Source organism: Roseovarius sp. MS2, from assembly GCF_051447875.1.
In the GTDB taxonomy this organism is placed as follows: Bacteria; Pseudomonadota; Alphaproteobacteria; order Rhodobacterales; family Rhodobacteraceae; genus Roseovarius; species Roseovarius mucosus_A.
Map to the genome: position 1 here is coordinate 1755753 of NZ_JBKHVF010000001.1, position 25886 is coordinate 1781638.

Annotated in this window: 23 protein-coding genes; 14 read left to right on the forward strand and 9 right to left on the reverse strand. The window is 59.5% G+C overall.

The features are described from left to right. Positions 1–46: 46 nt before the first annotated feature. Positions 47–1270 carry an MFS transporter gene (locus ACLGGT_RS08700; RefSeq protein WP_199861230.1) on the reverse strand — a complete coding sequence of 408 codons (1224 nt, stop codon included), beginning with the start codon at positions 1268–1270 and terminating at the stop codon, positions 47–49. A 572-nt stretch (positions 1271–1842) separates the two neighbouring features. Here ACLGGT_RS08700 and ACLGGT_RS08705 point away from each other — a divergent pair. From ACLGGT_RS08705 to ACLGGT_RS08740, 8 genes are all read left to right on the forward strand, one after another. Continuing rightward, positions 1843–2862, forward strand: coding sequence for a C4-dicarboxylate TRAP transporter substrate-binding protein (locus tag ACLGGT_RS08705; protein WP_008281443.1), 1020 nt, complete (start codon positions 1843–1845; stop codon positions 2860–2862). 74 nt (positions 2863–2936) lie between these two features. Then, the gene (locus ACLGGT_RS08710; RefSeq protein ID WP_008281444.1) at positions 2937–3569 is read left to right on the forward strand and encodes a TRAP transporter small permease subunit; all 633 of its coding nucleotides are present in this window, start codon (positions 2937–2939) and stop codon (positions 3567–3569) included. Between the two features lie 12 nt (positions 3570–3581). Beyond that, positions 3582–4982, forward strand: a complete 1401-nt coding sequence (locus tag ACLGGT_RS08715; protein ID WP_008281445.1) for a TRAP transporter large permease — start codon at positions 3582–3584, stop codon at positions 4980–4982. A 91-nt stretch (positions 4983–5073) separates the two neighbouring features. Continuing rightward, positions 5074–5937: an OmpA/MotB family protein gene (locus ACLGGT_RS08720; RefSeq protein WP_437195729.1), complete on the forward strand. Its 864-nt coding sequence runs from the start codon at positions 5074–5076 to the stop codon at positions 5935–5937. An 87-nt stretch (positions 5938–6024) separates the two neighbouring features. Beyond that, on the forward strand, positions 6025–7326 hold the full coding sequence (locus ACLGGT_RS08725) for a flagellar hook protein FlgE (protein ID WP_008281447.1): 1302 nt from the start codon (positions 6025–6027) through the stop codon (positions 7324–7326). Positions 7327–7359: 33 nt separating this feature from the next. Continuing rightward, a complete protein-coding gene (gene flgK, locus ACLGGT_RS08730; RefSeq protein ID WP_437195732.1) occupies positions 7360–8808 on the forward strand; it encodes a flagellar hook-associated protein FlgK in 1449 nt (482 codons plus the stop codon). Positions 8809–8810: 2 nt separating this feature from the next. Beyond that, entirely contained in the window at positions 8811–9821 is a 1011-nt protein-coding gene (locus tag ACLGGT_RS08735) for a flagellin (protein WP_437195733.1), read from the forward strand. 29 nt (positions 9822–9850) lie between these two features. Further along, complete coding sequence (locus tag ACLGGT_RS08740; protein ID WP_232279211.1) at positions 9851–10936, forward strand: flagellar basal body P-ring protein FlgI; 1086 nt, start codon at positions 9851–9853, stop codon at positions 10934–10936. 2 nt (positions 10937–10938) lie between these two features. Here ACLGGT_RS08740 and ACLGGT_RS08745 read toward each other — a convergent pair whose 3' ends face one another. Together ACLGGT_RS08745 and ACLGGT_RS08750 are read right to left on the reverse strand one after the other, a co-directional pair. Continuing rightward, complete coding sequence (locus ACLGGT_RS08745) at positions 10939–11298, reverse strand: hypothetical protein (RefSeq protein ID WP_437195734.1); 360 nt, start codon at positions 11296–11298, stop codon at positions 10939–10941. A gap of 17 nt (positions 11299–11315) precedes the next feature. Continuing rightward, positions 11316–13154, reverse strand: coding sequence for a hypothetical protein (locus ACLGGT_RS08750; RefSeq protein WP_437195735.1), 1839 nt, complete (start codon positions 13152–13154; stop codon positions 11316–11318). Positions 13155–13368: 214 nt separating this feature from the next. Here ACLGGT_RS08750 and ACLGGT_RS08755 point away from each other — a divergent pair, with 214 nt between their 5' ends. Continuing rightward, on the forward strand, positions 13369–14340 hold the full coding sequence (locus tag ACLGGT_RS08755; RefSeq protein WP_008281452.1) for a glycosyltransferase family 2 protein: 972 nt from the start codon (positions 13369–13371) through the stop codon (positions 14338–14340). Here ACLGGT_RS08755 and ACLGGT_RS08760 read toward each other — a convergent pair. From ACLGGT_RS08760 to fliF, 6 genes are all read right to left on the reverse strand, one after another. Continuing rightward, positions 14337–16583 (reverse strand): glycosyltransferase family 2 protein, encoded by a 2247-nt coding sequence (locus ACLGGT_RS08760; RefSeq protein WP_437195737.1) that lies wholly within the window; start codon positions 16581–16583, stop codon positions 14337–14339. The genes ACLGGT_RS08755 and ACLGGT_RS08760 overlap by 4 nt on opposite strands. Further along, positions 16580–17626, reverse strand: a complete 1047-nt coding sequence (locus ACLGGT_RS08765) for a glycosyltransferase family 2 protein (protein ID WP_437195739.1) — start codon at positions 17624–17626, stop codon at positions 16580–16582. Before ACLGGT_RS08765 ends, ACLGGT_RS08760 begins: the two co-directional genes overlap by 4 nt. Before the next feature lie 168 nt (positions 17627–17794). Further along, a complete protein-coding gene (gene fliP, locus ACLGGT_RS08770; RefSeq protein ID WP_008281455.1) occupies positions 17795–18532 on the reverse strand; it encodes a flagellar type III secretion system pore protein FliP in 738 nt (245 codons plus the stop codon). Next, complete coding sequence (locus ACLGGT_RS08775) at positions 18532–18828, reverse strand: FliM/FliN family flagellar motor switch protein (protein ID WP_008281456.1); 297 nt, start codon at positions 18826–18828, stop codon at positions 18532–18534. Before ACLGGT_RS08775 ends, fliP begins: the two co-directional genes overlap by 1 nt. After that, positions 18828–19415, reverse strand: coding sequence for a flagellar biosynthesis protein (locus ACLGGT_RS08780; RefSeq protein ID WP_081507051.1), 588 nt, complete (start codon positions 19413–19415; stop codon positions 18828–18830). The genes ACLGGT_RS08775 and ACLGGT_RS08780 overlap by 1 nt, the downstream gene beginning before the upstream one ends. Further along, positions 19415–21022 (reverse strand): flagellar basal-body MS-ring/collar protein FliF, encoded by a 1608-nt coding sequence (fliF, locus tag ACLGGT_RS08785; protein WP_437195740.1) that lies wholly within the window; start codon positions 21020–21022, stop codon positions 19415–19417. Before fliF ends, ACLGGT_RS08780 begins: the two co-directional genes overlap by 1 nt. A gap of 121 nt (positions 21023–21143) precedes the next feature. Here fliF and ACLGGT_RS08790 point away from each other — a divergent pair, with 121 nt between their 5' ends. The 5 genes from ACLGGT_RS08790 to ACLGGT_RS08810 all read left to right on the forward strand — a co-directional run bounded on the left by ACLGGT_RS08790 (position 21144) and on the right by ACLGGT_RS08810 (position 25872). Then, positions 21144–21647 (forward strand): flagellar basal body-associated FliL family protein, encoded by a 504-nt coding sequence (locus ACLGGT_RS08790; RefSeq protein WP_437195741.1) that lies wholly within the window; start codon positions 21144–21146, stop codon positions 21645–21647. An 11-nt stretch (positions 21648–21658) separates the two neighbouring features. Further along, positions 21659–22054, forward strand: a complete 396-nt coding sequence (locus ACLGGT_RS08795; RefSeq protein WP_008281460.1) for a DUF6468 domain-containing protein — start codon at positions 21659–21661, stop codon at positions 22052–22054. 56 nt (positions 22055–22110) lie between these two features. Beyond that, complete coding sequence (locus ACLGGT_RS08800; RefSeq protein WP_422003207.1) at positions 22111–22653, forward strand: MotE family protein; 543 nt, start codon at positions 22111–22113, stop codon at positions 22651–22653. A gap of 70 nt (positions 22654–22723) precedes the next feature. Then, a complete protein-coding gene (gene motA / locus ACLGGT_RS08805; protein WP_008281462.1) occupies positions 22724–23593 on the forward strand; it encodes a flagellar motor stator protein MotA in 870 nt (289 codons plus the stop codon). After that, on the forward strand, positions 23590–25872 hold the full coding sequence (locus ACLGGT_RS08810) for a hypothetical protein (RefSeq protein ID WP_437195742.1): 2283 nt from the start codon (positions 23590–23592) through the stop codon (positions 25870–25872). Before motA ends, ACLGGT_RS08810 begins: the two co-directional genes overlap by 4 nt. Positions 25873–25886 lie beyond the last annotated feature (14 nt).

Below are 25886 nucleotides of genomic sequence, written 5' to 3' on the forward strand. Positions count from 1 at the left end.
TGCGCGCGATAAAGATAGTATGCGACGGTATACAAAATAAAATGACTCAAACCATTTCCGCTGTGCGTGCCCGCAACCGTTGCATCAGGACAAAGCCGGTCAGCACCGCGCCCAACACCCCTAAATGCGCGGGCATCGGGGTGCCTGCGAAATGCTGCCCGATGGGCACGGCAATTGCCACGCTGCCGACAGTCGCCACAGCCCCGGTCACACTCGCCGCCATGCCCGCAATCGCGCCCATAGGGGCCATTGCGAGCGCGTTGAGATTGCCAAGCGTCAGCCCGGCCTGAAAGAAAACGCTGGTCTGCCAGATCAGAAAGACCGCGAATTGCGCATGAGGCGGAAGGCCGATTTGCCAGAGCGCAATCGCCACGATGGACAGCCCGATTTGTGACGCCAGAGCCGCGCTGACCATCCGTTCCACCCCAAGGCGCATGACAAGGCGGGAGTTGAGGAAGCTGCCACAACCCGCAATCAGCGCCATGAGGAAAAACCAGTAGGGGAAACTCTCTGCGCGGTGAAACGTCACGTCGAACACTGGCTGCACCATGCTCAGAGAGGTGAAAAGCGTGGCCATGCAAAGCATTTGCACGACGATGGCCACCCGCGTCACCGGATGCGCCAACACCTCGCGCAGTGCGGCCCAGAGAGGGGCCGCGCGAAATGGGCGGCGCGCCTGCGGCGCAAGCGGTTCCGGAAGTCGCAGCGCCATCCAGAGCGACAGGATCAGAGCAAAGAGCACAAAGGCTGCGAACACCCCGCGCCACCCTGCCAAGACAATCACACCCGCGCCCAAGAGTGGGGCCATTGCAGGCGTCAGAGCAAACACCATCATCACAAAGGACATGAGCCGCGCCATATCGCGCCCGGCATAAAGATCGCGGATAATGGCGATGGACACGATGCGAAACGCCGCCGCGCCCACGCCCTGAACCGCGCGGGCGGCCAGCAGGGTCTCAAGGCTTGGGGCAAGCATCGCAAGACCCGCCCCCGCCGCATAAATCGCCGCACCGATCAGGATCACCCGCTTGCGTCCGAAGCTGTCCGAAAGTGGGCCAGAGACGAAGGTGCCCAACCCCAGACCCAGCAAAAATGCTGTAATGATCAGTTGCGCCCGGTTGGGCGCCTCTGGCGTCAGCGCCTCGGCGATATGCGGCAAGCCGGGCAGCATCGCGTCGATTGAAAACGCCACCGTCGCAGCCATCATCGCCATCATGGCAATGAACTCTGGCCGGGAGAGGGCAGGTTTGGCAGGCGCACTGTCAGGCATGCGGAAACTTTCGTCGTGCGATCGGACCGCGTTTAGCACGCCATCTTTGGGCTGACCAGACAGGGCTTTGCGAATAGTTGATAAAAATAGTATGTGAAATCTCTTGGGTCCGATAACAGCAACAGGATAGCGATGCTGTCCCATTGTCGCAGGCTCAGCCTAGTCGGTCTCATTGGAGCGGTGGCGACCAAGGCCGATGCCCCCGCGAGGGATCGCGCGCATGTTTTCATAGGCATGACGGATGAAGTGAAGCCTTTGATAGCGGCCAAATCCAATGGTCTTGGCAACGGGGTGCTGCTGCTCCGAGGCGCGGGCTTTTTAAGGTCGAGGACCGGCGCGCCCCACGCTTGGCTCAGTCGTCTTTCAGCCCCGCGCTCCGGTATTGATGGCGCAGGATGCGGCCAACCCTTTGGCTTGGGCCAAGGTCAGCTAAGGCTGGACAAACCAGCCCGCCTGGTGTGTTGTAAGGCAATCCACTGGGTTGCCGTCGATATTCATTGTTTACAAAGAACAATGTTGACCCATTTCCGAATGGCAACCCCAATCAAACAAACGACACAGGGAGAAAAACCATGAAGAAATACCTTAGCTACACCGCTGTGGCCGCCCTAAGCCTTGCCTTTGCAGGCGAGGCTATGGCGACCGAATGGAACGTGTCTGTCTGGGGCAAACGCCGTGCCTTTACCGAACACGTCGAAAAGATCGCGGAGTTGGTGAGCGCAAAGACAAATGGCGAGTTCACCATGAACATCAGCTATGGCGGTCTTTCGAACGAGAAAGAGAACCTTGATGGCATCTCAATCGGTGCGTTCGAAATGGCGCAGTTCTGTGCCGGATATCACGCCGACAAGAACCCATCGCTGACAGTGATGGAATTGCCGTTCCTTGGCGTGGAGACGTTGGAACAGGAAACCGCCCTTGCGCAGGCCCTTTACGCTCATCCGGCGGTGCAGGCTGATCTGGCGCGATGGAATGCGACGCTTTTGATGCCCACGCCGATGCCTCAGTATAATTTTGTCGGTGCAGGTGACGTGCCTGATAGCCCCGAGGATTTCAAAGGTATGAGCGTGCGCGCGCTTGGCGGGATCGGTACTGCCATGCAGGCGATCGGCGCTGTGCCCACCTCGATGTCTGCGACGGAAGTGCGGCAATCAATGGATAGCGGCGTGGTCAAGGCCGTCAGCTTTGCGCCACATGCCCATATGTCCTTTGGGACCATCGAGAGCGCGACATGGTGGACGGCCAACCTCAATCCCGGCACGGTGAACTGTCCCGTCGTGGCCAATACCGATGCCCTCAACGCGCTGAGCGATGCAGAGCGCGAGGCCCTGCTTGGGTCGGTTGATGAGGCGCTGGCGCATTACATTGACTATTACGAGAACGAGACGATGAAGGCTTGGGGGCCTGCACTCGAAGAGCGCGGGATCACATCGGTCAGCTTTGATCAGGCCTCGCTCGATGCGTTCAAAGAGGCGGCCGCTGGCCCTGCCGCGCAGAGCTGGATCGAAGAGAATTCCGCGCGCGGCCTTCCCGCTCAGGAACTCTATGAATTCGTGACAAGCAAACTGACCGAAATCAAGGGCGGCTCCTGAGCCGATGAAACCGGCCCGCCGTGCAGAGCGCGCGGCGGGTCGTTTATCATCCTAAAACGACAGGGGGAAAACCCATGGCGGGTTCCGCATCCGTGCTGTCTGATAACAGCCTATTGAGCCAACTTGACCGGCGCCTTTATCGGTTGGAACGCGTGTTGGCCTTGCTGAGCGGTCTGGCGGTGTTCAGCATCATGATCCTTGCGGTGATCTCGGTCAGTGGCCGGAATTTTTTCAATCAACCTGTCCCCGGTTATGTCGACTGGATCGAGCAGATGATGCCGCTGATCGCGTTTATGGGCGTGGCCTACACGCAGCGCGATGGCGGGCATATCCGCATGGATATTGTTGTAAGCCTGCTCAAGGGCCGGGCGCTCTGGTTGGTTGAACTCATCACCACGCTGGCGGTTTTGGTCCTGATGCTGCTGTTGGTTTGGGGAAGCTGGGCACATTTTCAGCGCAGTTTCGACTTTGCTGCACCGATGTGGAGCCGCGACAGCACGATTGATATCGGCCTGCCGATCTGGCCTGCCAAGATACTGGCGCCCATCGCCTTTGCCGTGCTGTCCCTGCGTCTGACGCTGCAACTCTGGGCCTATGGACGGGCCTTTCTTTCGGGGTCAGAGCAGCCAGTGGCGGTGCCTTTGATAGAAGATGTGGCCACGCAGGCCGCGCGCGAAGCCGCGCAATTGACCGGCCATGACACGTAAGGAACGCATCTGATGGAGCCCATCGAGATTGGAATTGTCGTCACTGGACTGATGTTGGTTGTTGTGGTTCTGGGCATGCGGGTGGCTTTTGCCGCAGCTCTGGCCGGTGTCATCGGCCTGATCTGGATTTTCTGGTCCAAAAAGGGCTATGCGGGCGACGAATTTCTCTGGGCTGTGACCGTCGCAGTCAAGACCGCAGGGCAGGTGCCGCATTCCAAGGTCAGCTCGCAGGCGCTGAGCCTTATTCCCACCTTCATCTTGATCGGCTATCTCGCCTATTACGCGGGCCTCACACAGGCTCTTTTCGAGGCGGCTAAACGCTGGATTGCCTGGGTGCCGGGGGGCCTTGCGGTGTCGACCGTCTTTGCCACCGCAGGCTTTGCCGCCGTGTCGGGGGCCAGTGTGGCGACAGCGGCGGTTTTTGCCCGTATTGCCATCCCCGAGATGCTCAAGATCGGCTATGATAAACGCTTTGCTGCGGGTGTTGTGGCGGCTAGTGGCACCTTGGCCAGCCTCATTCCACCCTCGGCCCTTTTGGTGATCTACGCCATCATCGTCGAGCAGGACGTGGGCAAGCTCTTGTTGGCGGGGTTCGTGCCGGGGATGTTCTCGGCGATTGTCTATGTCCTTTTGATCATCGGTCTGGCCCTGACGATCAAGGGATTTGGCCCGCCGGTCACGGGATTTACATGGCGTCAGCGGCTTGTCTCTTTGCCGCCCGCGCTGCCCATCGTGTTTGTGGTCGTCACAATCGTGTTCTTTGTCTACAATCCGTTTGGCGGCGATGCTTGGGGCACACCCACTGAAGGCGGGGCCATCGGGGCGTTTCTGGTGTTTCTGGTCGCGCTCTATCGCGGCATGCGGTGGCGCGAGTTGAAAGATGCCCTGCTCGAGACTGCCAAGCTCAGTGTGATGATCTTCACGATTATTTGGGGCGTGCTGATCTATGTGCGGTTCCTCGGCTTTGCCGATCTTCCGCATGCCTTTGCCAATTGGATCACCTCTCTGACCATGTCACCAATGCTGATCCTGATCTGTATCCTGCTGGCCTATGCGGTGCTGGGCATGTTCATGGATGCAATCGGGATGCTGCTGCTGACCCTGCCGGTGGTCTATCCGGCGGTCATGGCGCTGAATGGCGGTGTCGCGGTCAGCGCGGCCGACAGCACCTTTGGCATGTCGGGACCGATGTGTGCGATCTGGTTCGGGATTCTTGTGGTCAAGATGGCCGAGTTTTGTTTGATAACGCCACCGATCGGGCTCAACTGCTTTGTTGTGGCGGGGGTGCGGGACGATATCAGCGTTCAGGATGTGTTCAAGGGCGTGGCACCGTTCTTTGTCGCCGATGCTGTGACCATCGCACTTTTGGTGGCCTTTCCGGCGATTGTCTTGTGGTTGCCAGGGCAGGTATGACGACGCGAAATCGCTAAAACTTGAGGTGTTAACAGCCCAGTAAGCTCTGTTGTGCTAATCCTTAACGTGGGTGAGTACAAAGGTGGTGAGAATGGGCGCGCAGAGCAATGCGAAGCCAGTCATCATCAAACGGAAAAAGGTTGTGGGCGGTGGCGGGCATCATGGGGGCGCCTGGAAGGTTGCCTATGCTGACTTTGTCACGGCTATGATGGCCTTTTTCCTGCTGATGTGGCTGCTGAACGCGACGACCGAACAACAACGCAAAGGGATCTCGGACTATTTTAGCCCGACGGTCCCGATCAGTCGAACCTCTGGCGGTGGCGACGGTGCCTTTGGGGGCGAGAGCGTCTTTTCCCAGGAGAGTCTGTTGCAGAGTGGCTCTGGAGCCTCTCAACCTCTGGCGACCTCCAGCCAACAGGTGCGGGGCGAGATGGGGCTGGTTGAAGGCGGCAATCTCTCGGCTGATCAAGAGGCTGACGCACAGGCGTTTTCCACCATCGAGGCGATGCTGACAGGGCGGAGCGGCGAGAGCATGGTGTCGGACGACCTTCTGCGACATATCGTGACCCGTGTCACCGATGAGGGTTTGGTAATCGAGATTTTCGAGCTGCCCGGTGCCTTGCTCTTTGAACCGGACCAAACAAGCCCGACGCGCCTGCTCCAAGACCTCTCGATGCTCTTGGCCTCTGCTGCCAATCTGGTGATCAACGATGCAGCCCTTGCGGGTCACACGCGCGCGCGACCTATTACGCTGGTACGAAACCCGGTCTGGGACCTGTCAACGGCGCGTGTTGATCAGTTTCGCCAAAGGCTTGAGGACGCAGGGCTTGCGGCCAAACGGATACGTCGAATCGCGGGCCATGCGGATCGTTCTCCGGCTGTGAGCGATCCGATGGACCTGCGCAACAACAGGCTCGAGTTGATCCTGCTGCGATCCGAGAGCGGCCAGAACTAGGGATAATTTTATCTATTAGCGGACTGTTAAAGTTACGCGCGTATGCCTGTGTCCCAAGGTTGGTCGACGCAGCAGAAGGGCGTATCCATGACAATTTCCTCCTCACTCAATGCCAGCGTTGCGGGGCTGAACGCGAATGCCACGCGGCTTGCCACCATATCGGATAATATCGCGAATTCGTCGACCTTTGGCTATCGTCGGGTCGAGGCGGATTTCGAATCCGTTGTGATCGCGGGTCGCGGCGGCAGCTATGCTGCGGGTGGGGTGCGTGCGGGCACGCAGCGCCTGATTGATCAGGGCGGTGCGATTGTCAGCTCTTCGAACCCGACCGATCTCGCGGTGCGCGACCGTGGGTTCTTGCCGGTGGCGCGTGTCACCGATCTGGTAGTTGGCAATGGCGACCCTCGGATGCTGTTGACCACGACCGGATCTTTTCGCGCCGACCCTCAGGGGCGGCTTGTAACGGAATCGGGTCTTGTTCTGCTTGGGTGGCCTGCCAACCCTGATGGCACGATCCCCGAATTTTCCCGCGATACCAGCACCGGGCTGGAGCCTGTTCAGATCAACGTCAACCAGCTGACCGGTGAGCCGACCACTGCCATCAATCTGGGTGTGAACCTGCCAGCCACAGATACGCGCTTTGACAGCTTGGGCGATCCCCGGCAGCTCTCGATCGAGTATTTCGACAATCTCGGTACGTCCGAGACAATCTCGATTCAGTTCACGCCCACCATTCCAGCCACGGGCCTCTCGAATGAATGGACCGTCACCCTCACCGACTCTGCGCAAGGCAATGCGCTGATCGGCGAATATGTTTTAACCTTTGATGATGCGCGCGAGACGGGCGGCACGTTGTTGAATGTTCAGAGTGTGACAGGTGGCACCTATGATCCGACCAGCGGCGCCATCATCGTTGATGTCGCGGGAGGCCCGATCGAGATCAATATCGGGCGTCCGGGCACCTCTGCTGGCATGAGCCAGCTCTCGGATAGCTTTGCGCCGCATTCTATCGCCAAGGATGGCTCTCCGGTAGGCAACATGACCTCGGCCAATGTGGACGCGAACGGATTTGTACGCGCCACTTTTGATACCGGGGTCAGCCGGATTGTGTATCAGGTGCCGCTCGTGGACCTGCCAAATCCGAATGGCATGGTCTCGATGGATCAACAGACCTACTTGCCCTCGACCGATAGCGGCTCGTTTTTCCTGTGGGATGCGGGGGCAGGGCCGACGGGCGATATTGTGGCCTTTGCCCGTCAGGAATCCGCCACCGATGTTGCGGGCGAATTGACGGATATGATCCAGACTCAGCGCGCCTATTCTTCGAATGCCAAGGTCATCCAGACCGTCGACGAGATGTTGCAGGAAACAACCAATATCATCCGCTGATCGCTTTTTTGAGGCAGAAGGAAAGGAAAAGTCATGAGCCTTGGTTCCGCCCTGTCCAGCGCCCTGAGTGGGCTTGCCGCCAATACGCGCGCAGTGGATGTTATTTCGGGCAACCTCGCCAATGCACTGACCGAGGGGTTCGCGCCGCGCGAGGTCACGCTCGCGGCAACGCGGGACGGTCGGGGCGTGCAGGTCACGGGTATCGTGCGTCAGGTCGATCTGGGTCTTTTGTCAGACAGACGCTTGGCTGATAGCGCGCGCGCCGCCTCTGAGGTGCAGGCCGCGTTCGCCCGCGCGGTGGAAAGTTCGGTTGGCACGCCCGACGCTCCAAACTCCCTCACAGGGCGTCTGGCCACGCTTGAAGTGGCGCTCGAGACGGCGGCCACCCGACCCGAGGATACAAACCGGCTTGACGCGCTCCTAAGCGCGGCACAGGACCTGACTGCGGGGATCAACGATGCGGCGGCAGACATCGCGCGGCTGCGCACGGCGGCAGATCGCGACATCGCAACAACGGTGCAGGAACTGAATGCAGGTCTTCAAGAGGTGGCCGCGCTCAATGTTCAGATCACCGCGGGGCAGTCGCGTGGGACTGACATCACAGCACTTGAGGACCAGCGCCAACGCACCATTGACACGCTGTCGCTGATCGTCCCGCTGCGCCAGGTGCCGCGTGGGGATGCCTCTGTTGCGCTTGTCACCACTGCCGGCGGGATGCTGCTGGATGGTCGAGCTGTCAAGCTGACCTTTGCTGCCACACCCCTTGTGACGCCGCAGATGACACACCAAGAAGGGCAACTCTCGGGCATCGCCATCGATGGGGCTGACGTGCCCATCGGTGCCGACCGGGGGCCTTTGCAAGGCGGTCGCCTTGGCGCCCTACTCGACATCCGGGATCGCGCGTCCGTTGAGGCCAATTCCAAGCTCGATGCGCTGGCGCGCGATCTGGTTGAGCGGTTTCAAGCCCCAGACCTCGACGCAACCCGCGCACCCGGTGCGCCGGGCCTTCTAACCGATGCAGGCGCTATTTTCGAGGCTGGAAACGCGCTTGGCCTTGCTGGACGGATCGCGGTTACCCGCCTTGTGGACCCCTCACAGGGGGGCGCACTCTTTCGACTTCGGGATGGGCTTCGGGCAACGGATGGCGGGCCGCCAGGGGCGGGGGCGCTGCTTGGGGCGTTGAGCCACGCCTTGACGCAGACCAGCGTCTTACCTTCTGGCCTCTTGGGGGGCGGGGCGCGTTCGGCTGCCAATCATGCCGCCACCCTGATCTCAAGCCTCTCCCAAGAGCGGGTCACAACCGAAGCGCGCCTGAGCTTTGCCACAGGTCAGGCCGCCGAATTTCGAGCGCAGGAATTGGCCACGGGCGTAGACAGCGATGCAGAGCTGCAGCGCCTTTTGCTGGTCGAGCAGGCGTTCGGGGCTAATGCCCGTATGATCCAGACGATTGATGACATGCTTGATACCCTGTTGAGGATATGACCATGAATTTTCAGACCATTGGTGATCTTGCGCAGTCCTTTGCGCTGCGCCGGCAGGGCGTGGACCTGCGCCAGCAATTGGACCGTCTTGGGCTAGAGTTGAGCAGTGGCCGGGCCGCAGACCTTGGGCGGCACCTGTCGGGAAACCTCCTGCCACTGGCCGACATCGAGCACGAACTGGTGCTCTTGGCGGGTCATCGCACGGCTGCCCGTGAGGCTACGACCGATACCGAGGTCATGCAAGCCGCTTTGGCCCGCGTGCAGGGCGTCACCACAGATCTTGCGACACAGGCGATCATCCTGGGCACAGCGGGTACGACACGCCAAGTGTCGGACCTTGCCGCAACCGCAACTCAGGCCCTTGGCTCCTTGATCGGGTCTCTCAACACCGAGGTGGCAGGGCGCGCCCTCTTTTCTGGCGCGCAGACAGACACAAGCCCGCTGGCCGCAGCTGAAACCGTCCTCTCCGAGGTCCGCGATGCGCTTATTGGGGCGACGACTGCCGCAGAGGTAAAAAGCCGATTGGATGTCTTCTTTGATAGTCCCACCGGCGGGTTTCTGGCCTCGATCTATCAGGGCGGGGATAGCGAGGTTGCCCCCTACCGGCTTGGCTCGGGCGAGTCTGTGGCCCTTGATATCCGGGCGGATCATGCGGGGTTGCGCGCGGCGCTCAAGCAGGTCGCCTTGATCGCCGTAAGCGATGATGCGGGTCTGGCTCTGGCATTAGGTGATCGGATCAGCCTTGCCTCTGGGGCCGGTGTTGCACTCTTGGCACATCAGGATGTGCTGACCGAAATGCGCGCAAGTCTCGGGCAGGCCGAGAACCGGATCGCGCAATCTGCCGTGCGTATCGCCGCTGAAATCACCAGTTTCGAGATCGCGCGCGGCGAACTGGTCTCTGTCGATGCGTTCGAGACGGCGGTCGAGTTGGAGCAGGTGCAATTCCAACTGGAATCCCTTTATACCGTAACGGCGCGGGCGTCGCGCCTCAGCCTCTTGAATTTCCTGTCATGACCCTCTGGTTGGGACTTGTCCGGGGGATCATGGCACTGGCGCTTGCGCTTGCGGGCGTTACGGCTGCGGCCAGTCCGATCCGGATCAAGGATCTGGTCGAGTTTGACGGGGTGCGCGGCAATGACCTTGTGGGCTACGGTCTTGTTGTGGGGCTGAATGGCACGGGTGACGGGTTGCGCAATGCGCCCTTCACCGAAGAGATCATGTCGAATATCCTCGAACGCCTCGGAATCAACGTCTCGGGCGAGCAATTTCGCCCCAAGAATGTTGCCGCCGTATTTGTCACGGCCGAGTTGCCGCCCTTTGCCCGTGCGGGCAGCCAGATCGACGTGACGATATCCGCCATCGGCGATGCCAAGAGCCTGTTGGGCGGCACGCTTGTAATGACCCCGCTCAATGCGGCGGATGGTCAGATTTATGCCGTGGCTCAGGGTACGATCATCGCTGGGGGCGTGGCGGCGCAAGGGGATGCGGGCGGGGTCGTGCAAGGGGTCCCGACGGCGGGTGTCATTCCCTCTGGTGCGCGGGTCGAGCGCGAGATCGACTTTGACTTTGCAGGCCTTGATACAATCCGGCTGGCCTTGCGAGAGCCGGATTTCACCACTGCCGGCCGGATAGAGACGGCGATCAATGGCCGTGTGGGCCGGGATGCCGCCATCATGCTGGACGCTGGCACCGTGCAATTGACGCTCTCGCGGATGCGTGCGGCCTCGCCTGCGCATGCCCTTGGCCAGATCGAGAATATTCTGGTCGAGCCCGAGCGCAAGGCCCGGGTTGTGGTCGATCAACGGTCAGGCACCATTGTGATGGGGCAGGATGTCCGTATATCGCGGGTCGCCGTTTCACAGGGTAACCTGACCCTACGCATTCAGGAAACGCCGCTTGTGGTGCAACCCAATCCCTTTGCCCAAGGCGAAACCGTTGTGGTGCCGCGCACACAGGCCGGGATCGAAGAAGAGCCCGGGATTGGATTGGCCGAGGTTTTACCGGGCACCTCACTCTCGGAGGTGATTGCCGGGTTGAATGCGTTGGGTGTGGCCCCGCGTGACATGATCGACATTCTCAAAAGCATCAAGGCGGCAGGCGCGCTGCATGCCGAGTTCGTCGTGCGATAGAATCATCCCGCCTTGAGCGCCTCAAGTCCGATGCGAACAGCACGGTTCGGGTTCTGTGCCAGTATGCGCGCCCCCAGCCTTTCGGCGAGTTTGGTGTGCCCTTTGGCAACGGCGCGGGTGAACAACTCGCGTTGATAGCGCGGCAAGTCGCGCCGGGCGCGCAGCAGGCGGTAATAGTCCTCAGCCGTGAGGGTTCCGTTCAGGGCCCCGAGAATGATCGGGCTAAGAATGCCCATCTGATTGAGCGCACTGCCCAAGCGATGCCCAAGAAGGGGCGCGCGCAAATGCTGCACATTCGGATGTTGGAACCGGGCGGCATGTTGGGCATCGAGCGGCTCGTAGGGATCATAGAGGATCGACACGCGATGGGCCGCGTGACTTACCTCTGCCGCATCTCCGTATTTTCCTGAAAAATCTCGATCCCAAACGGTTTTGTATCGCGTTTCCCAAGGCACGACGGACCTGTCGACCGTGCTCTGCGGCGAGATGGCAACCACGTCGCAGCCGGGTGCCGCCGGCGCAAAGGCGCAGGCGGCATAGCCCCCATCGAGGCGCCATAGAACACCACGCGGCGAAACTGTTTGAAGAACCCCTCTTGTTGGAGGGCGTCGAATTGCGCGCAGACCCATGGTTCGCGGTACCATGTCCAGCCACCAGCCAGAACGCCCAGCATCGACCACCCCTGATCTTGAATGAAACTATACCCCCAAGGCCGCCGATCTTCGCGCTTGGTCATGGCGATATCCAGATTGTCGAAGGTCACAACCAGTGTATCCGGATCGCGTGGCATGAAGAGAAAGCTGTGGCCCTCTGGGCCTGCGCGATACCAGCCATCCTTGCCCGCAAGGTGCTGCGCGATCTGGTCCCAATTGTCGTCGCTGGGTGCAACCTCTGGCGCTTTGGGCTGGAGGCGGATGCGAGTGATCGGATGTCCCTCTTCTTCGCGCGTCGAGAGCGGCGTATAGGTGCCAAAGGCCTTGAGAAAGGGAAAGGCCCCAGAACCCTTGCGCACATCCATAAACACGCGGCTGTCTGCATGCAGACAGCGTTCGAGAAACTTCCCGAGAAACGGCACGTTGTGACGGTCGCCAAACCCCGAGAGGTTGCAGAGCACATCCACGGAACGCAGCTCGTTCTCTGCCCGGATAACCCGGATACGGTCGGGGCTGACGTCATTCTCGACCAGAAAGGCGGTATATCCCGCCACCCAATCCTCTTCGCCGTCTTTGAATTTGCCGCGGCGGTTGCAGTTGATGAGCTGGATGTCGCAATCGAATTTATGATGCAACGCCAACATGAAACCGCGGGCCTGTCCGGTGAGATCCGCCGCAACGCTGACAGACTCTAGGTCTAGCTCGTCGATAAGCGCACCTTCGAATGTACTGTTGCCGCGCCCTTTGATCGGGGCGAGGGCGGGCGTGATCCCGGTTTCCTGGACCAGTTTCTCCAAATAGGATCCCTTGGGCGGAAGGCCATTGTGGATATTACCCAATTGCCGCTTGTTCGAGGCCCAGAGGTGGAGCGCGGTGGTCTCAGGGGTGATCAGCCCCTCGGCCAATTCAGCCCGGCGCAGGAATTTGAACCGTTCTGGAAAGGTGATCGGATAAAAAGCGTTGAGCGATTGCACATGCGCCTCTAGCCCCAAGGCATGCACATAATGCGTGACCATCATCGGCCCCCAGACGCCCCAAGGCTGTTGCGAGACATGCACCGGTTTGCCCTTTTGCGCCTGTTTTCGCATCATCTCTTGCCGCTTGCGGGGCAGAAAGGGCGCGATGGCATAGCGATCCGAGGTAAATTCCAGCATCTGTGCCAGAATTTCGCTGTCGGCGGGCAGGCCCAATACGGCGTTGTTGACACGATGCTCGCCCGGCAGCTCATACCCCAGCACATAGTCGCTGTCATAGTCCATCGGGCGATGGCAATAGACATCGGTATCCACCCAGATCATGCCGGGGCATTTGTGGATCATGTGCAGGCGGAACCAGTCGGCAAAAAGGGCGTAGCTGTTTTTCTGCTCGTATTTGATGAAATCATCGGTGTCGATAATCTCGCGCCCGTCGCGAAAGATGACGCCTGCGGGCATGTTCGGGATGGGTTCATAGGCGAATAGGGTGATTTTCTGGCCCTTGTCCACAAAGGACTTGAGGCAAATCTGTTCCAGCCAGCTGAGTGCGCCGCCAATCCAGAGCGTTCCAACCTCGCGTGTCCGTGCCACCAGAAACTCTCCTTTTGGCGCGCCATAGCGCTGGCAAATCGCAGTTGCGAGCAGGTTAGACGCTCTGACCGGGTTTGTGAATCGCCAGAATGGGGGGCGTAGGCGAAAGTGCGGGGCCGTGTCAGCCATGCCATGTGGCTTGTCTTGATGGGGATGCTCACATTAAGATGTAGGTAAAACAAAGCCGCCAGACGGCGCGCGCAAAGAGGCGAACATGAGCACAGAAACCTATACCGTCGTCTCGACGATGAAGAACGAGGCGCCCTATATCCTCGAATGGGTGGCGCATTACAAAACGCTCGGTTTCGATCATATTCTTGTCTGCACCAATGATTGCACCGATACGACGGTCGAGATCCTGCGGCGATTGCAAGAGATGGGCCATGTCACGCAACATGACACGGTCGTGCGCAAGGCGGGCATTCATCGGAGTGCCCTGCGGCAGGCCAGCCGCCGCTATGATATTGTGCTGAATGCCTCTTGGGTTTTTGTGTGCGATGTGGACGAATTCCTGAATATTCATCTTGGCGACGGCTCGGTTCGGGCGCTGGTCGCGGGGTCTGGCGCGGATGCGGATGTGATTTCAGTGCCGTGGCGCGTGTTTGGTCCCGATGGTGTCGAGCAGTTCGCGGATAAACCCGTCACTGAACAATTCACCAAGGGTGAATATGAATGGGACGCCGAGGCGCGGCCCAACACCGGTAAGTTTGTCAAATCGCTCTACACCAACCAGCACAAGTTTCAACGGATGGGCCTGCATGCGCCGGTGTCGCGTGACGAGCATGTTGCGACCACGCGGCGCGTCCTGCCCGGCGGGATTGATTATGTTGTGAACGGGCTTCGCACCGACAATCCGCCTCTTTTTACGCATGCGCAGGTTAACCACTATGCGTTGCGCTCGATGGAGAGTTTCTTGGTCAAGCGCGCACGCGGGCGGGCCAATCATTCGCATCACGTTCTGGGCAAAGAGTATTGGGACAAGTTCAATCTGAACGATGAAACCGATACGTCGATTACGCGCTACAGCGAACAGACCTCTGAATGGCTGGAGCGTTTCAAGCGTGATCCTCAATTGGCTGACTTGCACGCCAAAGGGGTCGAGTGGCACCGGCGCAAGGCGGCGTCATTGCGGATGGACCCGGATATGGACGAGCTTGTCTCGGCGATTGAGGCTGACTTGGGTTAGTGCGCGGTATCGCCCTGCAAATCCACGGTAAAGAACCAGTCTGCCGCGGGGTCGCGTAGGGCGATTTCGTCAGGAATAACGCCCGGACCAGAGAGAAAGACATTCGATCCAAAGTGACCATGCAACCGCGACAGATGTTCCATGCGGGGGCTGGTCAATTCTGCGAAAAAATTGCTGTAATTCTCGGTGGCGCGCAATTCGTCTATCTTGGCCCTGTGACAGGCAACCGAATGGTGATGCGCGGCGGCAATCTCGGGGTCCTGCATGAGCCGGTCAAGTTCTGCCTGCATCTTGGCAAGGCGCGGTTGAATCGAGAGATCTTCTTCGAAGTTGTTGTTCATGCGAAACCAGTAGGCGAGGCCCTGATCGCGGTCCACATGGTTGACGCGGCCTCTGTCACGCTTGACCAGAAAACTCTCGGCAGATCGGACGGCGTAGTGATTGAGCTGCACGAGATCATAGCCATAGGTCTCGATCGTCGAGCGCCAGCCGTTGCGATACATTTCGCGAGGCAGGGGTTTGCCCGACCCATTGACCCAGTTGATCTCTTCCCAGAGTTGGGGGTTGAGTCCCTTGGGTCGATGCACACCTAGTTTCTTAAAAAGGCCGATGTTCTTGAAAAGGGCCTTAAACCCCCAGGCCTGATGCGGCTTGCGTGCAAATTCCGGGGCGCAGCGCAGGAACTGTTCGGTAATGGGGCGGTCGACATAGTCCCGCACATCGCCATTGCCAAAAAGCCGCCAGGTCATCGCGATCATATTGGCCTCTGGCACCGCCTCAAACAGCGCATCAAGCGTGCCGTCGCCTGTTTTGATGTTGATGTATTCATCCACGTCGATGCAGGTGATCCAGGTGGCGGATTTGATCAGCGGTTCGCTTTCGGCCGATTGCAACGCAGCGTGTTGCGGGGGCATGTCCATTTCGCGAAAGCGGTTGTCGCGGTGCTGCACGTAACCTTTGCGCTCCAACAGGTGCAGCATGGTGTCCGTGCCGTCGGTGCAGTCGTTCGTATAGACAAGGATATCGTCAAACCCGACAGCGCGATGATAGGCCAACCATTCGAGAATGAAGGGTCCCTCGTTCTTCATAGTGGTGACAATTGCGGCGCGACCGCGCCCGCCATGCACCGGATCAGGTGCGATTTCGGGCATGCGAACGGGAGTGTGCTCGAAATAGGATTGCGCGCGCTCTAGCAGGGGCGGATGCTCGATCAGCGAGGATTTCGGCACGATCCGTGAAATTGATCCCGTCGGATGGCGCAGTGCCATATGCCGATAGAACCCCTGCGTGCGCGCCGCATCGGGGCGTGCATTGCCCACTCGCAACAGGCGCCAGACCGCATCCTTGGGCAATTTCGACGGGGCAAGGCACCAGCGTTGTCGCCCACCGCCCGAGTCGAACTGAACGCAGCTATGATCGGCAAAGCGCGTCGGCTGACCACTGCGCACGCGCCAAGGATAGCAATGCCGCCCGATGAGGGTGATAAGCCCCCCCCGTGCGGCAACGGCGCTGTCAAAAATCGTCTCGGGCCCCGTTGCCACAAGATCGTGCACGTCGATATTGGCCACAGCACGGGCCTCGGCCAAAAAGCGGTGGCGGGCAATTTCGTAGTAACTGAGCGCGGCGAGGGGCGAATCCCAAGGGGAGGGTGGGGGGATTTCCATCCGGTCTTTGCCCGGTGCCTCTGGCACACAAAAGGGATGGGCCTCGGGTGGCGCGTCAGGATAACCGAGCGGCTGATCGCTTGTCAGCAGGATCACTATGATGTCGAGCCCGCTCTCTCGGAGACCGTCCCGAAGCGCGCGCGCAAACTCCGGATCTGTTCCGGGGCGCGCCCGGTCAAGGATCACCGCACCAGTCATGCGCTGCTGATCAGCATGGAACGAAAGCCAGGTCAGAACTGTGGCGGCATCCTCTCCGTTTCGCACGGCGGCGATGGTGTCTCGCCCCTCCATCAGCGTGAATTCGGCCTCGGCGGGCATCACATCTATCACGCCTTTGGGCGTCTGGAACGCCAGACGACCTTCGGGAGCGGAATAGACAAGGATGGGCGCACCGCCCACACTCATTTCCGCTTGCAACACGGCACCCTTTGGGGGCTGTATCTGGGCTGGTTCAACCTTGGGGGCAAAAAAGAGCGTGACCCGTCGCTCGCCCTCGTGGCGCGTTTCGACGGCATCGAGCAGGACAATCCCCTCACGCGTTTGGCCCGCCATACGACGTTCGATCACTTGCCCATTCATGTTTCGGCGTCACCTCTGGCCATTAGCATCTGTGCCGTTAAAAAGGCACGCCCTTCTTCGGCCGAAGGGGGGGTGCTATCGGTGAGAAACCCTACTCTGAATGCCAGCCGAACGGCGTCGATATCCAGCATCAGCGCTTGGTAGCGGCTAGTATGCGCCGAGAGGCAGGCCGCATGCGCCGCGGCGACACCCGGAAGGGCCATGAGCCTCTCGAATTCTTGCCTTGTATGGCTCATCATGGGCAAAATCTCTGGAGCGTCGACGGTATTCCAATTGCGTTCTGCCCAGTAAGCGATCCCGATTTCGCGGTCCATATGATTGGGCAATCCGCGGGCACGTTTGAGCATGAATTCTTCGACCGAGCGCAAAGAATAATGGTTGAGCCAAGCCACAGGTGGGCCGTTAACTGCACCATAAAGCGAGATGGCACTGTCATTGGCCGCGAACCCCTTGGTCAGGCGCTTGCCGTCTGGACCTATCCAGGATGGGACGTGACGCTGACGCACGCGCGGGCGGTGGACGCCGGGCTGCCGAAAGGCCGCAGGCCGGTGCAGTGTCTTGAAGAGATGAGCGAGCGGGAAATGCAAATCAAACGGTGCTGCGCGGGTGAAACGCTCTGGTGTCAGGCCTGCACTGCGCTGTTTGTGACCGCCATAGCCGAACAATCGCCATGGCAAGGCGAGGGCGTCGAATGGGCCTGCCTGCCTTTCGTAATCCGCAAGCAACTCGCGGAGGTTGTTGAAACGGCCGCAAAGAAATTCGTCACAATCAAAAAAGAGCGCCCAATCGGCATTCTTGTAGCTTTCGCTATCGCGCAATTGGCGCAACGCTTGCCATTGCACGGATTTGCCACCCTTCGGGGCAAAATCCAGATGCACGATCCGTGGGTCCTGGGCCAGTGCTTCCAGCAGTTCCGCGCTGCCATCGGTGCAGTCATGGCTGCAAACCAGCATGCGGTCAAAGCCGAGCATGAGATGGTGCGCAAGCCACTCTACGATATAGGGGCCGTCATCGCGTAGACAGGTCATTCCCAGAATATGCAATGTTGTCCCCTGCTGTCTGCCTCTTGTGGTCGGCGCGCTGGTGGACACTATAAACGGGCCTGCAGATCAAAGTCACCCAATGGGCGCTGCACAATTGAAAATTCTCTGTTCGTGTCGAGTGCAGGTGGCATGATGCATGCGCAGCGCGGCGCAAATCGCGCAAGCGCGCTACAGATAGCCGCGTACAAGGCTCTCGGCGATCAGCGTCCAGCCATCGGCGATAACAAAGAACGCAAGCTTGAAGGGCAAAGAGACGATGGCAGGCGGAACCATCATCATGCCCATCGACATCAGGATGGCCGCAACCACGAGATCAATGATCAGAAACGGTAGAAATACCAGAAATCCGATCTGAAAGGCGCGCGCGATTTCCGAGAGCATGAAGCTTGGAATGAGAATTGAAAGCGGCGCGTCCGGTCCTGCGGAGAGGGTGGTCGTCTCAGGGCGCAGGGCGGCTATGGTTGCCAAAGTGTCGGGGTCGACACGGCCCAACATGAACACGCGGAACGGTGCCAGCGTCCGTTCAATGGCCAGATCAGGGGACAAGCGTTCCTGTAACAGTGGTTCAATCCCAGTCTCCCAGGCTTGGGTAAAGACCGGCTCCATCACGAAGAAGGTAAGAAAGAGTGCGAGGCTGACGATCAGCATATTGGGCGGGGATTGTTGAAGACCGATCCCTTGCCTCAGGATCGATAGGACCGTGACGACAAAGGGGAAGCACGTGACCATAATGGCAATCCCAGGCGCGAGGCTGAGCACGGTGATCAAAGCGATCAGTTGCAATGTTCGTGCTGAGAGTGAGGCGTCATCGCCCAAAGACAGGGTCAGATCTTGTGCCGGAGCACCGGTGGCAAGCGCTCCTAGAAAGAGGGTGCTCAGTCCGATGAGGATCAGACCAGACTTCATCACAACCCGTCCTGCAAATTCGCAACTTCGGTCACGCGCACGGCAATCTGCCCCTGTTGATCGCCGGCCAGCTCTTCGAGTTGACCGCGCGCTATCAGGCGCTCGCCGACATAGAGTTCGACCGCATCGTCAACACGCCGGTCGAGAACCAGAACGGCGTTCTTGCCAAGTTTAAGAAGGTCTCTGATCAGCGGGCGTGCCTTGCCGACTGAAACCGTGATCTCGATCGGGACTGACGAGAACGGATTTTGCAGATCGTTGACGTGGGTTTCATTGCCGCCAGTTTTGTTATCCATCACGCCACTATCCTCTGATTTTGCTGAAAGAAACCGGATATCGCCTGCTCGATCCGAAGCAGGACATCCGGCATGTCAAGAGCGCGCTCGCTCTCGCCCAGGCGCACGCAGACCTGACCGCTTGCCAAGGTTGGATCCTCTGTCAGGGTGCAGGCAAGGTCGGGTATTTCGGCGCTGAGGCGGCGCAGGATTGCAAGATCTGCCGGACCGGCGGCAATCTGCAAAGGCTGACGCCCATTGGCTTCCAGCAAGTCGTGCAGAATTTCGGTCACATGCGGGATCAGCATCGCGTGGCTGATCGGTGGCAGAACCGTTTGGGTGATTTCCTGCAAAAGTTGCTGCATCGCGCCCATGATCGCGGCATGCACCTCTTCATAGGTAAAGCTGATGTCTTGCAGGTTTTGGACAAGATCGGCGGTGATCCTGCGCCCGTCGTCTACCTGCGATTTCACACAATCTTCCCAACCCGCCTGATACCCTTTCTCAAAGGCTTCTAGGCGTTCTTCCTCGAGCGAGACATCCGTGATCGCGATAGGCTTACCCTGAGTGAACGCGCCAAATTCGTTCAAAAGATGTGTGATCGACATCAGGCTCTCTCCTCTTCAGCTTCCAGCCAGTTGCGCAAGATCTCGACGGTTTCCTCTTGGCGTTGGCCGATCAGCGCGCGCAAGCGTGAGACCGGATCGTCTGTGCCCCCATCAAGACGCGGGCGCAGAGAAATCTGAGGTACCTCAGACACGTCGGACAGGCCTGCTACGTCGATGTCGCCATCCTCGATTACGCCGGAGAGGGGGGTGAGTGCGGGGTCTTGTACCGGGGCGCGCCGGATTGGGGCGCTCAGTTGTGGGGTGGCCAGAGGGACGGGGCGCGAGAGAATCGGACGCAGCACAAACAGGCCAAGCACAAGGGCCACGATGGCTAGAACCAGCGATTGCACCAAGGTCATTGTGTCGATCGCAAGGCGCTCAAGTAACCCCGCTTCGACCAGAGTGCCGATGGGCGCTGACGGTTCGAATTGCAAGGTGCGAATCGTGAGCGCGTCGCCGCGCGTTTCATCAAGACCCACCGCAGAGCCAACAAGATCGCCGAGCGCGGTCAGCTCCTCTTCGGGGCGCGGCGCAAAGATTGGCGTGCCGCTCGCGTCTGGAGTGGTGATCCCGTTGATCAGGATCGCAACGGTCATGCGCTTGATGGCACCGGGTTGCTGGATGACTTCGCGCTCTGTGCTGGACACCTCGTAATTCACCCGTTCGCGTGTCTCGGTGTTCTCGCTGGCTGACGTCGCCGCCGCTGCCGCATCCCCATCTGGTAGGTTCGAGGCAACCGTGACGCCATTGTCCGTGCCATTTGAGGTGTTCGCGCGCTCTTCGGTATCGGTGCTGATGGCAACACGCCCCTCGGGATCAAACCGTCTCTCGCGGGTTGATTCGGTTTGCGTCACCGTTTCCAGCGCAATCTCGACGACCGCATTTCCATGCCCGACACGCGCCTCGAGCAGACGTTGCGCGCGCAGGCGCAGCCCCTCTGCCCGTTCATCGGCGGTGTTGGTCTTGGCTTCTTCGGCACCGCTGAGCAATGTCCCCTCGGCATCAATAATGGACACATCATCAGGCGTAAGATCAGCCACAGCAGAGGCGACGAGGAATTGTAGCGCGCGCGCATGTTTGGCAGAAACTGCGGCCCCATTGGTACTGACCGAGACCGAAGCGGACCGATGCACATTGCGCTGAAACGGATTGGCACCGGTCGACGCGATATGAACCCGGGCCGCCACAATCGCAGGATGCGAGACGATGGTCCGGGCCAGTTCGCCTTCTTTGGCGCGCCAATAGGCGGCGTCGAACATCTGTGATGTGGTGCCAAAGCCAGACAATCCATCCAGAAGCTCATACCCGCTCGTGCCCGACCTCGGGAGCCCCTCGCCCGCGAGGATCATGCGCAGCTCATCCCGTCGTGTCGAGTCGACAAGAATCGCGTCGTTGCGCACTTCATATGTGACGCCTTGCTGCTCGAGGGCTGCGACAACCTCGCCCGCCGCGCTGCTTTCTAGGCCTGCGTAAAGCAAGGTCATGCTGGGCGTGGACGCCAAGCGCGCAAGGGCCAAAACCGCCCAGAACATCACAAATGCCGCGCCGATGACGATGATACGATTGCGCAGGGTCAGCGCCTGCCAGAGCCTTGTGATCTGCTGCATTGCATGTCCTCCGGTACTTTTGTTCGAGTAATGTTCCGAAGTCATCATTCCCGCATCAGGCTTAACAATCGGTTAGTTTCTTTGGGTTTATAAGAGTTTATCGACAACAGGATGGGTGAACATGCCAGAGACCGGAGACACAGAGACGGCACCCGAGGCGAAGCCGTCAAAGAGACCGCTGATGATTGGAATTGTCTTGGCGCTCTTGGGCGCGGCGGCGGGGTTTTACACCATGTGGTCTGGTTTGATTCCACTTGGCGGGGGACACGGATCTATTGCCCAAGGGCCCGCTGCGGGGGCTGCGGCGTCTGACGCACCGATGGGTGATCTGGTCTTTGTGCCGGTGGTGCCCGTGGTTGTCTCAGTCGGGCAGGGGGCTGCGCGATCACATCTCCGGTTCGCCGCTGAGCTGGAGGTGAAGGCCGCCCATAAATCCGACGTCGAAAACCTGATGCCGCGCATCGTCGATGTGACGAATACCTATCTGCGCGCGCTCAAACTTGCCGATATCGAAGACGCGCAGGCCTTGATCCGCCTGCGGGCGCAGCTCTTGCGCCGGATGCAGGTTGTAACAGGTGAGGGCCGCATCAACGATCTATTGATCATGGAATTCGTGTTGAACTGAGGAGCGCATATATGGAAATGATTGCGGATATCCTGCTTGTTGCGGGTGCGATTGGGGCTGGGGTCTATTGCTTTGTGCTGGCCCGGCGGCTCAACCACTTCAACGATCTCGAAACCGGAATGGGCGGTGCTGTGGCAGTGCTTTCGGCGCAGGTAGATGACCTGACGCGAACGCTTCAGGCCGCGCGGCAAACGGCGGACGGATCAACACGCTCTCTCATCAGTGTTACCGAGCGGGCTGAAGATGTGGCCCGGCGGCTCGAACTCTTGGTGGCGGCGATGCACGATCTGCCCAATCAGGAGGTGTCGGCCCCGCCCCACAGGAAAACACCCGTCAGCCCCCCAACGGCCGATCCTGGCCCGGTTTTCAAGCGCCATCACGATCTGACGCCGGGGGCGACACCATGATCTGGCGATCCCCAACACACAAACCATCCGCAAGGTCGAGGCGTACGCGCGGTGTCTTGCTAATTCTCTCTACCTTTTTGGTCGCATCGGCGCTTTTGCGTTTCGGAGAGGGTGTCGGCAGGGCTTTTGCCCGCGCGCCAGAGGCGACAGAAGAAAGCAGCACACCATCCACGCAGGCCTGTGAGACGCCCGAAGATATGAAGGCTTTGCTTGACGCGCTGCAAGAGCGTGGGCGCATGCTTGAGGAAAGAGAGACGGCCCTGCGCAATCGAGAGCAGGTGCTCAAACTGGTCGAGCAAGAGGCCGGACAAAAGATTGCGGCCCTGACAACTGCCGAAGAGGATCTGCGCCGCATGATCGCTCTGACGGAAAGTGCCGCAGAGAATGACGTGGCGCAGCTGACCAAGGTTTACGAGTCGATGAAGCCCAAGCAGGCGGCTGCGCTATTTGAGGAGATGGACCCGGTCTTTGCCGCCGGATTTCTTGCGCGCATGCGCCCTGATGCTGCGGCGGATGTCCTCGCAGGGCTTTCGCCCGGAGTGGCGCATGGCATCAGTGTGATCCTTGCGGGGCGCAATGCCACCGCGCCGCGGCAATGAGGGCGGATCGTCAGGGTTTGTTAATCGGTTGGTGGCAGTCTCGGATCAGTGACTGCCTGCGGGGAACGGAATGGTCGGAATCATCGGGATTGTCGTAATTTTCGTCATGGTGTTTGGCGGCTATGTGGCCGCCGGGGGTAAGCTGGGTCTTATTCTCAAGGCGCTGCCGTTTGAGTTCATGATGATTGGTGGGGCGGCTGTCGGGGCGTTTCTCATCAGTAATGACGCGCCTGCGATCAAACACACGCTCGGGGATATCGCCAAGGTCTTCAAGGGTCCGAAATGGAAGCCGCAGGATTACCGGGATCTGCTCTGCCTCTTGTTCGAATTGATCCGTTTGGGTCGGCAGAACCCCATTGCTGTCGAAGAGCATATCGAGTCACCAAACGACTCTGCGATCTTCTCGAAATACCCCAAGATTCTGGCCGATGCAGAGGCCGTGGCCCTGATCAGTGATACGTTGCGCTCGGCCTCCATGAATTATGATGATCCACATCAGGTGGAAGAGGTTCTCGAAAAGCGGATAGAGGCCAATCTTCACCATGCGTTGCACTCAAGCCATGCTTTGCAAACCATGGCGGATGGATTGCCTGCTTTGGGGATTGTCGCCGCTGTGCTGGGGGTCATCAAGACGATGGCGTCGATTGACCAGCCGCCGGAAATCCTCGGCAAGATGATCGGCGGCGCGCTGGTCGGGACCTTTTTAGGCGTCTTCCTCTCGTACGGGCTGGTCGGGCCCTTCGCGGCTAAGGTCAAGGACGTGGTCGAGGAGGATGGACATTTCTATCAACTGATCCGCGAAGTGCTTGTGGCCAATCTGCACAACCATGCCACCAATATCTGCATCGAAGTGGGGCGACAAAACACGCCTAATCACAAACGCCCAAGTTTCAACGAGTTGGAAGAAGCGCTGAAGTCTCTCAAACAGGACGCGGCATGATCCGGACTGTGACCATCTCGTTCATCCTGTCTTTATGGGCCGCCCCGATGCTTGCGCAAAACGTGGTGGTGCGCTCTGGCGAGCATGAAGGGTTCACGCGACTTGTGCTCGATTTTCCCGCGCGGCTCGACTGGCAGGATCAAACCCGAGAGGATGGTATCACGATCACCTTTCCCGGCGATCGCCCTACATTTGACCTGAGCCGAGTGTTTGATCGGCTCACCCAAGGCCGACTTGCCGGGATCGGCGCGCCAAAGGGGTCTGGGCAGCTGGATCTGACATTTGGCTGCGCCTGTACAACAAGAACGTTCTGGCATTCGCAATCCATGCTGGTGCTTGACATTCTCGCCCCTGGCACCGCCGAACCCTCTGCCGCGCGCCGTCCTCAGGCGCCTCTGGCAGAGCGCGCAACAGCTGATCTGCGAGAGCCTTGGAAAGCGCGGGCCGAGTCTTCGGCGGTCAGATTGGTAGCATCGCGCCTTGCCCCGTTATCAGCCACGAGCAAGACCGCTGCTCCGCTGGGGCCGGAGGATGTGCTGCCGGCGGTGCGCCGCACCCTTCTGGCGCAAATCGCTCAGTCGGCCAATCAGGGGCTGGTCCAGCCGCTGCGCACGCCCGCCTTGGGCAATATTACGCGGGCCCCCCAAAAGCCTTTGGCAACGGCGATCGAGATTGTGCCGTCTGGCGGCATGGCAACCGGTGCCAAGCCCCCATTGACCGAAGGCTTGCCGTTGGCCACCTCTGGCAATCTCAGAGTGACAGGCACAATCGACCAAGCGCCGGGGCTGGCCTTTTCATCCGCGCTGTCCGATGCGATCCAGACCGCCTGTTTGCCTGATTCCGTTCTGGACGTCGCAGCCTGGGGGACGCAAAAGCCGCTAGCAGATCAGATCGGCACGCTCTCCCCTAGGCTTTCCGGTGAATTCGATGTCGTCAATCCAGAGGTCGCGCTTCAGCTGGCCCGCCTCTACATTTACTTTGGCTTTGGGCTTGAGGCGCGGCACGTAGCATCGTTAATCCCGACCTATGCTGCGGAAGTATCGGTTCTGTTCGAATTGGCATCGCTGGTTGATGATCCGGATGCCGCGTCTGCAGCACCTCGGCTCACAGAGGATCTGGGATGCCATGGACGCAGCGCCCTTTGGGCCGCTTTGGCGCATGCGGAAATTCCCGAGGAAAAATTGCTGGATCATTCGGCAATCCTGCGTGGCTTCGCGGAATTGCCAGAGCATTTGCGCAGGCATCTTGGCCCGGCGCTTGCCCGCAAGTTGCTTGCGGCAAAGCATCGCGAAACATCGGACATGATCTTGCGAGGCCTTGGGCCGGCAGATCTGTCGGACACCGCAGGCGCAAAGATCGCAAGAGCCGAGCTTGCGCTGGCAGACGGTGATCTCAGCGCCGCCGACCAAAGCTTGCAAGGGTCCTTGTCAGGCAATGATGTGAACTCTGCGCCAGCCTTGGCAGCCTTGATCAACGCCCGGATATCAAGGGGGCAAGACATTGACTATGACACCGCACAACTTGCAGGCGCGCTCTACCAAGAGACCCGTGGCACGCCGATGGGTCAAGAGCTTGGGGGCGCCTATCTGCTGGCTTTGACCGCCTCGCGCTCTTACGCCGAGGCCTTTGCTGAATTCGAGCGCGTTTCGCCAGACTTGTCCCCCGAAAACGCCCAAAAAACGCGCCAAGAGATGCTGCGCCTGCTGGGCGCACAGGCCGATGATATAGAGTTTCTCCGGCAGATCTTGGGTGAGCCCAAGGAAAGTTTTGCAAGGATGCCCGCTGATTTAACCCGCGAGATCGCGCAGCGAGCCTTGACCTTGGGCTTTGCGGATGTGGCTGATGAGATTCTGAGTGTTGCATCGCGCTCGGTGACAGAGCCTGAACAACGGCTCTTAAGGGCGGAAATAGCTCTAGCTCAGGATCTCCCGCATCTTGCAGAGGCAGAAATCATCGGCCTTGCCTCGCCCGATGCTGACACCCTTCGCGCCCGCGCCCGGACTAGTCTTGGCGATTATGCCGGTGCAATGCGTTATGCCGAGGGCTTGCAAGATGAGGCCGCAAAGCAGCAGGCGGCTTGGCTTGCGCAGGATTGGCAAAGCCTTCTTTTGGCTGGTGATCCTTCAACACAGAATCTGGCGCAGGCCATGACACAAGCCGCGCCAGACCAAGCTGGCGGGCTTCTTCAATTCAATCAAGCGTTGATTGATCAAAGCATTGCAACCCGAAGCGCCCTGAGTGCGCTCTTGGCGATTACCGCTATTTCCGATCCCCCGTGACAATCGAATTTCTG

Excerpts from the sequence above, each read along its gene's own strand:
- ACLGGT_RS08700 (WP_199861230.1), bottom strand. The coding sequence starts at position 1,270 with ATGCCTGACAGTGCGCCTGCCAAACCTGCCCTCTCCCGGCCAGAGTTC.
- ACLGGT_RS08705 (WP_008281443.1), top strand. The coding sequence starts at position 1,843 with ATGAAGAAATACCTTAGCTACACCGCTGTGGCCGCCCTAAGCCTTGCC.
- ACLGGT_RS08710 (WP_008281444.1), top strand. The coding sequence starts at position 2,937 with ATGGCGGGTTCCGCATCCGTGCTGTCTGATAACAGCCTATTGAGCCAA.
- ACLGGT_RS08715 (WP_008281445.1), top strand. The coding sequence starts at position 3,582 with ATGGAGCCCATCGAGATTGGAATTGTCGTCACTGGACTGATGTTGGTT.
- ACLGGT_RS08720 (WP_437195729.1), top strand. The coding sequence starts at position 5,074 with ATGGGCGCGCAGAGCAATGCGAAGCCAGTCATCATCAAACGGAAAAAG.
- ACLGGT_RS08725 (WP_008281447.1), top strand. The coding sequence starts at position 6,025 with ATGACAATTTCCTCCTCACTCAATGCCAGCGTTGCGGGGCTGAACGCG.
- flgK (WP_437195732.1), top strand. The coding sequence starts at position 7,360 with ATGAGCCTTGGTTCCGCCCTGTCCAGCGCCCTGAGTGGGCTTGCCGCC.
- ACLGGT_RS08735 (WP_437195733.1), top strand. The coding sequence starts at position 8,811 with ATGAATTTTCAGACCATTGGTGATCTTGCGCAGTCCTTTGCGCTGCGC.
- ACLGGT_RS08740 (WP_232279211.1), top strand. The coding sequence starts at position 9,851 with ATGGCACTGGCGCTTGCGCTTGCGGGCGTTACGGCTGCGGCCAGTCCG.
- ACLGGT_RS08755 (WP_008281452.1), top strand. The coding sequence starts at position 13,369 with ATGAGCACAGAAACCTATACCGTCGTCTCGACGATGAAGAACGAGGCG.
- ACLGGT_RS08760 (WP_437195737.1), bottom strand. The coding sequence starts at position 16,583 with ATGAATGGGCAAGTGATCGAACGTCGTATGGCGGGCCAAACGCGTGAG.
- fliP (WP_008281455.1), bottom strand. The coding sequence starts at position 18,532 with ATGAAGTCTGGTCTGATCCTCATCGGACTGAGCACCCTCTTTCTAGGA.
- ACLGGT_RS08775 (WP_008281456.1), bottom strand. The coding sequence starts at position 18,828 with ATGGATAACAAAACTGGCGGCAATGAAACCCACGTCAACGATCTGCAA.
- ACLGGT_RS08780 (WP_081507051.1), bottom strand. The coding sequence starts at position 19,415 with ATGTCGATCACACATCTTTTGAACGAATTTGGCGCGTTCACTCAGGGT.
- fliF (WP_437195740.1), bottom strand. The coding sequence starts at position 21,022 with ATGCAGCAGATCACAAGGCTCTGGCAGGCGCTGACCCTGCGCAATCGT.
- ACLGGT_RS08790 (WP_437195741.1), top strand. The coding sequence starts at position 21,144 with ATGCCAGAGACCGGAGACACAGAGACGGCACCCGAGGCGAAGCCGTCA.
- ACLGGT_RS08795 (WP_008281460.1), top strand. The coding sequence starts at position 21,659 with ATGGAAATGATTGCGGATATCCTGCTTGTTGCGGGTGCGATTGGGGCT.
- motA (WP_008281462.1), top strand. The coding sequence starts at position 22,724 with ATGGTCGGAATCATCGGGATTGTCGTAATTTTCGTCATGGTGTTTGGC.
- ACLGGT_RS08810 (WP_437195742.1), top strand. The coding sequence starts at position 23,590 with ATGATCCGGACTGTGACCATCTCGTTCATCCTGTCTTTATGGGCCGCC.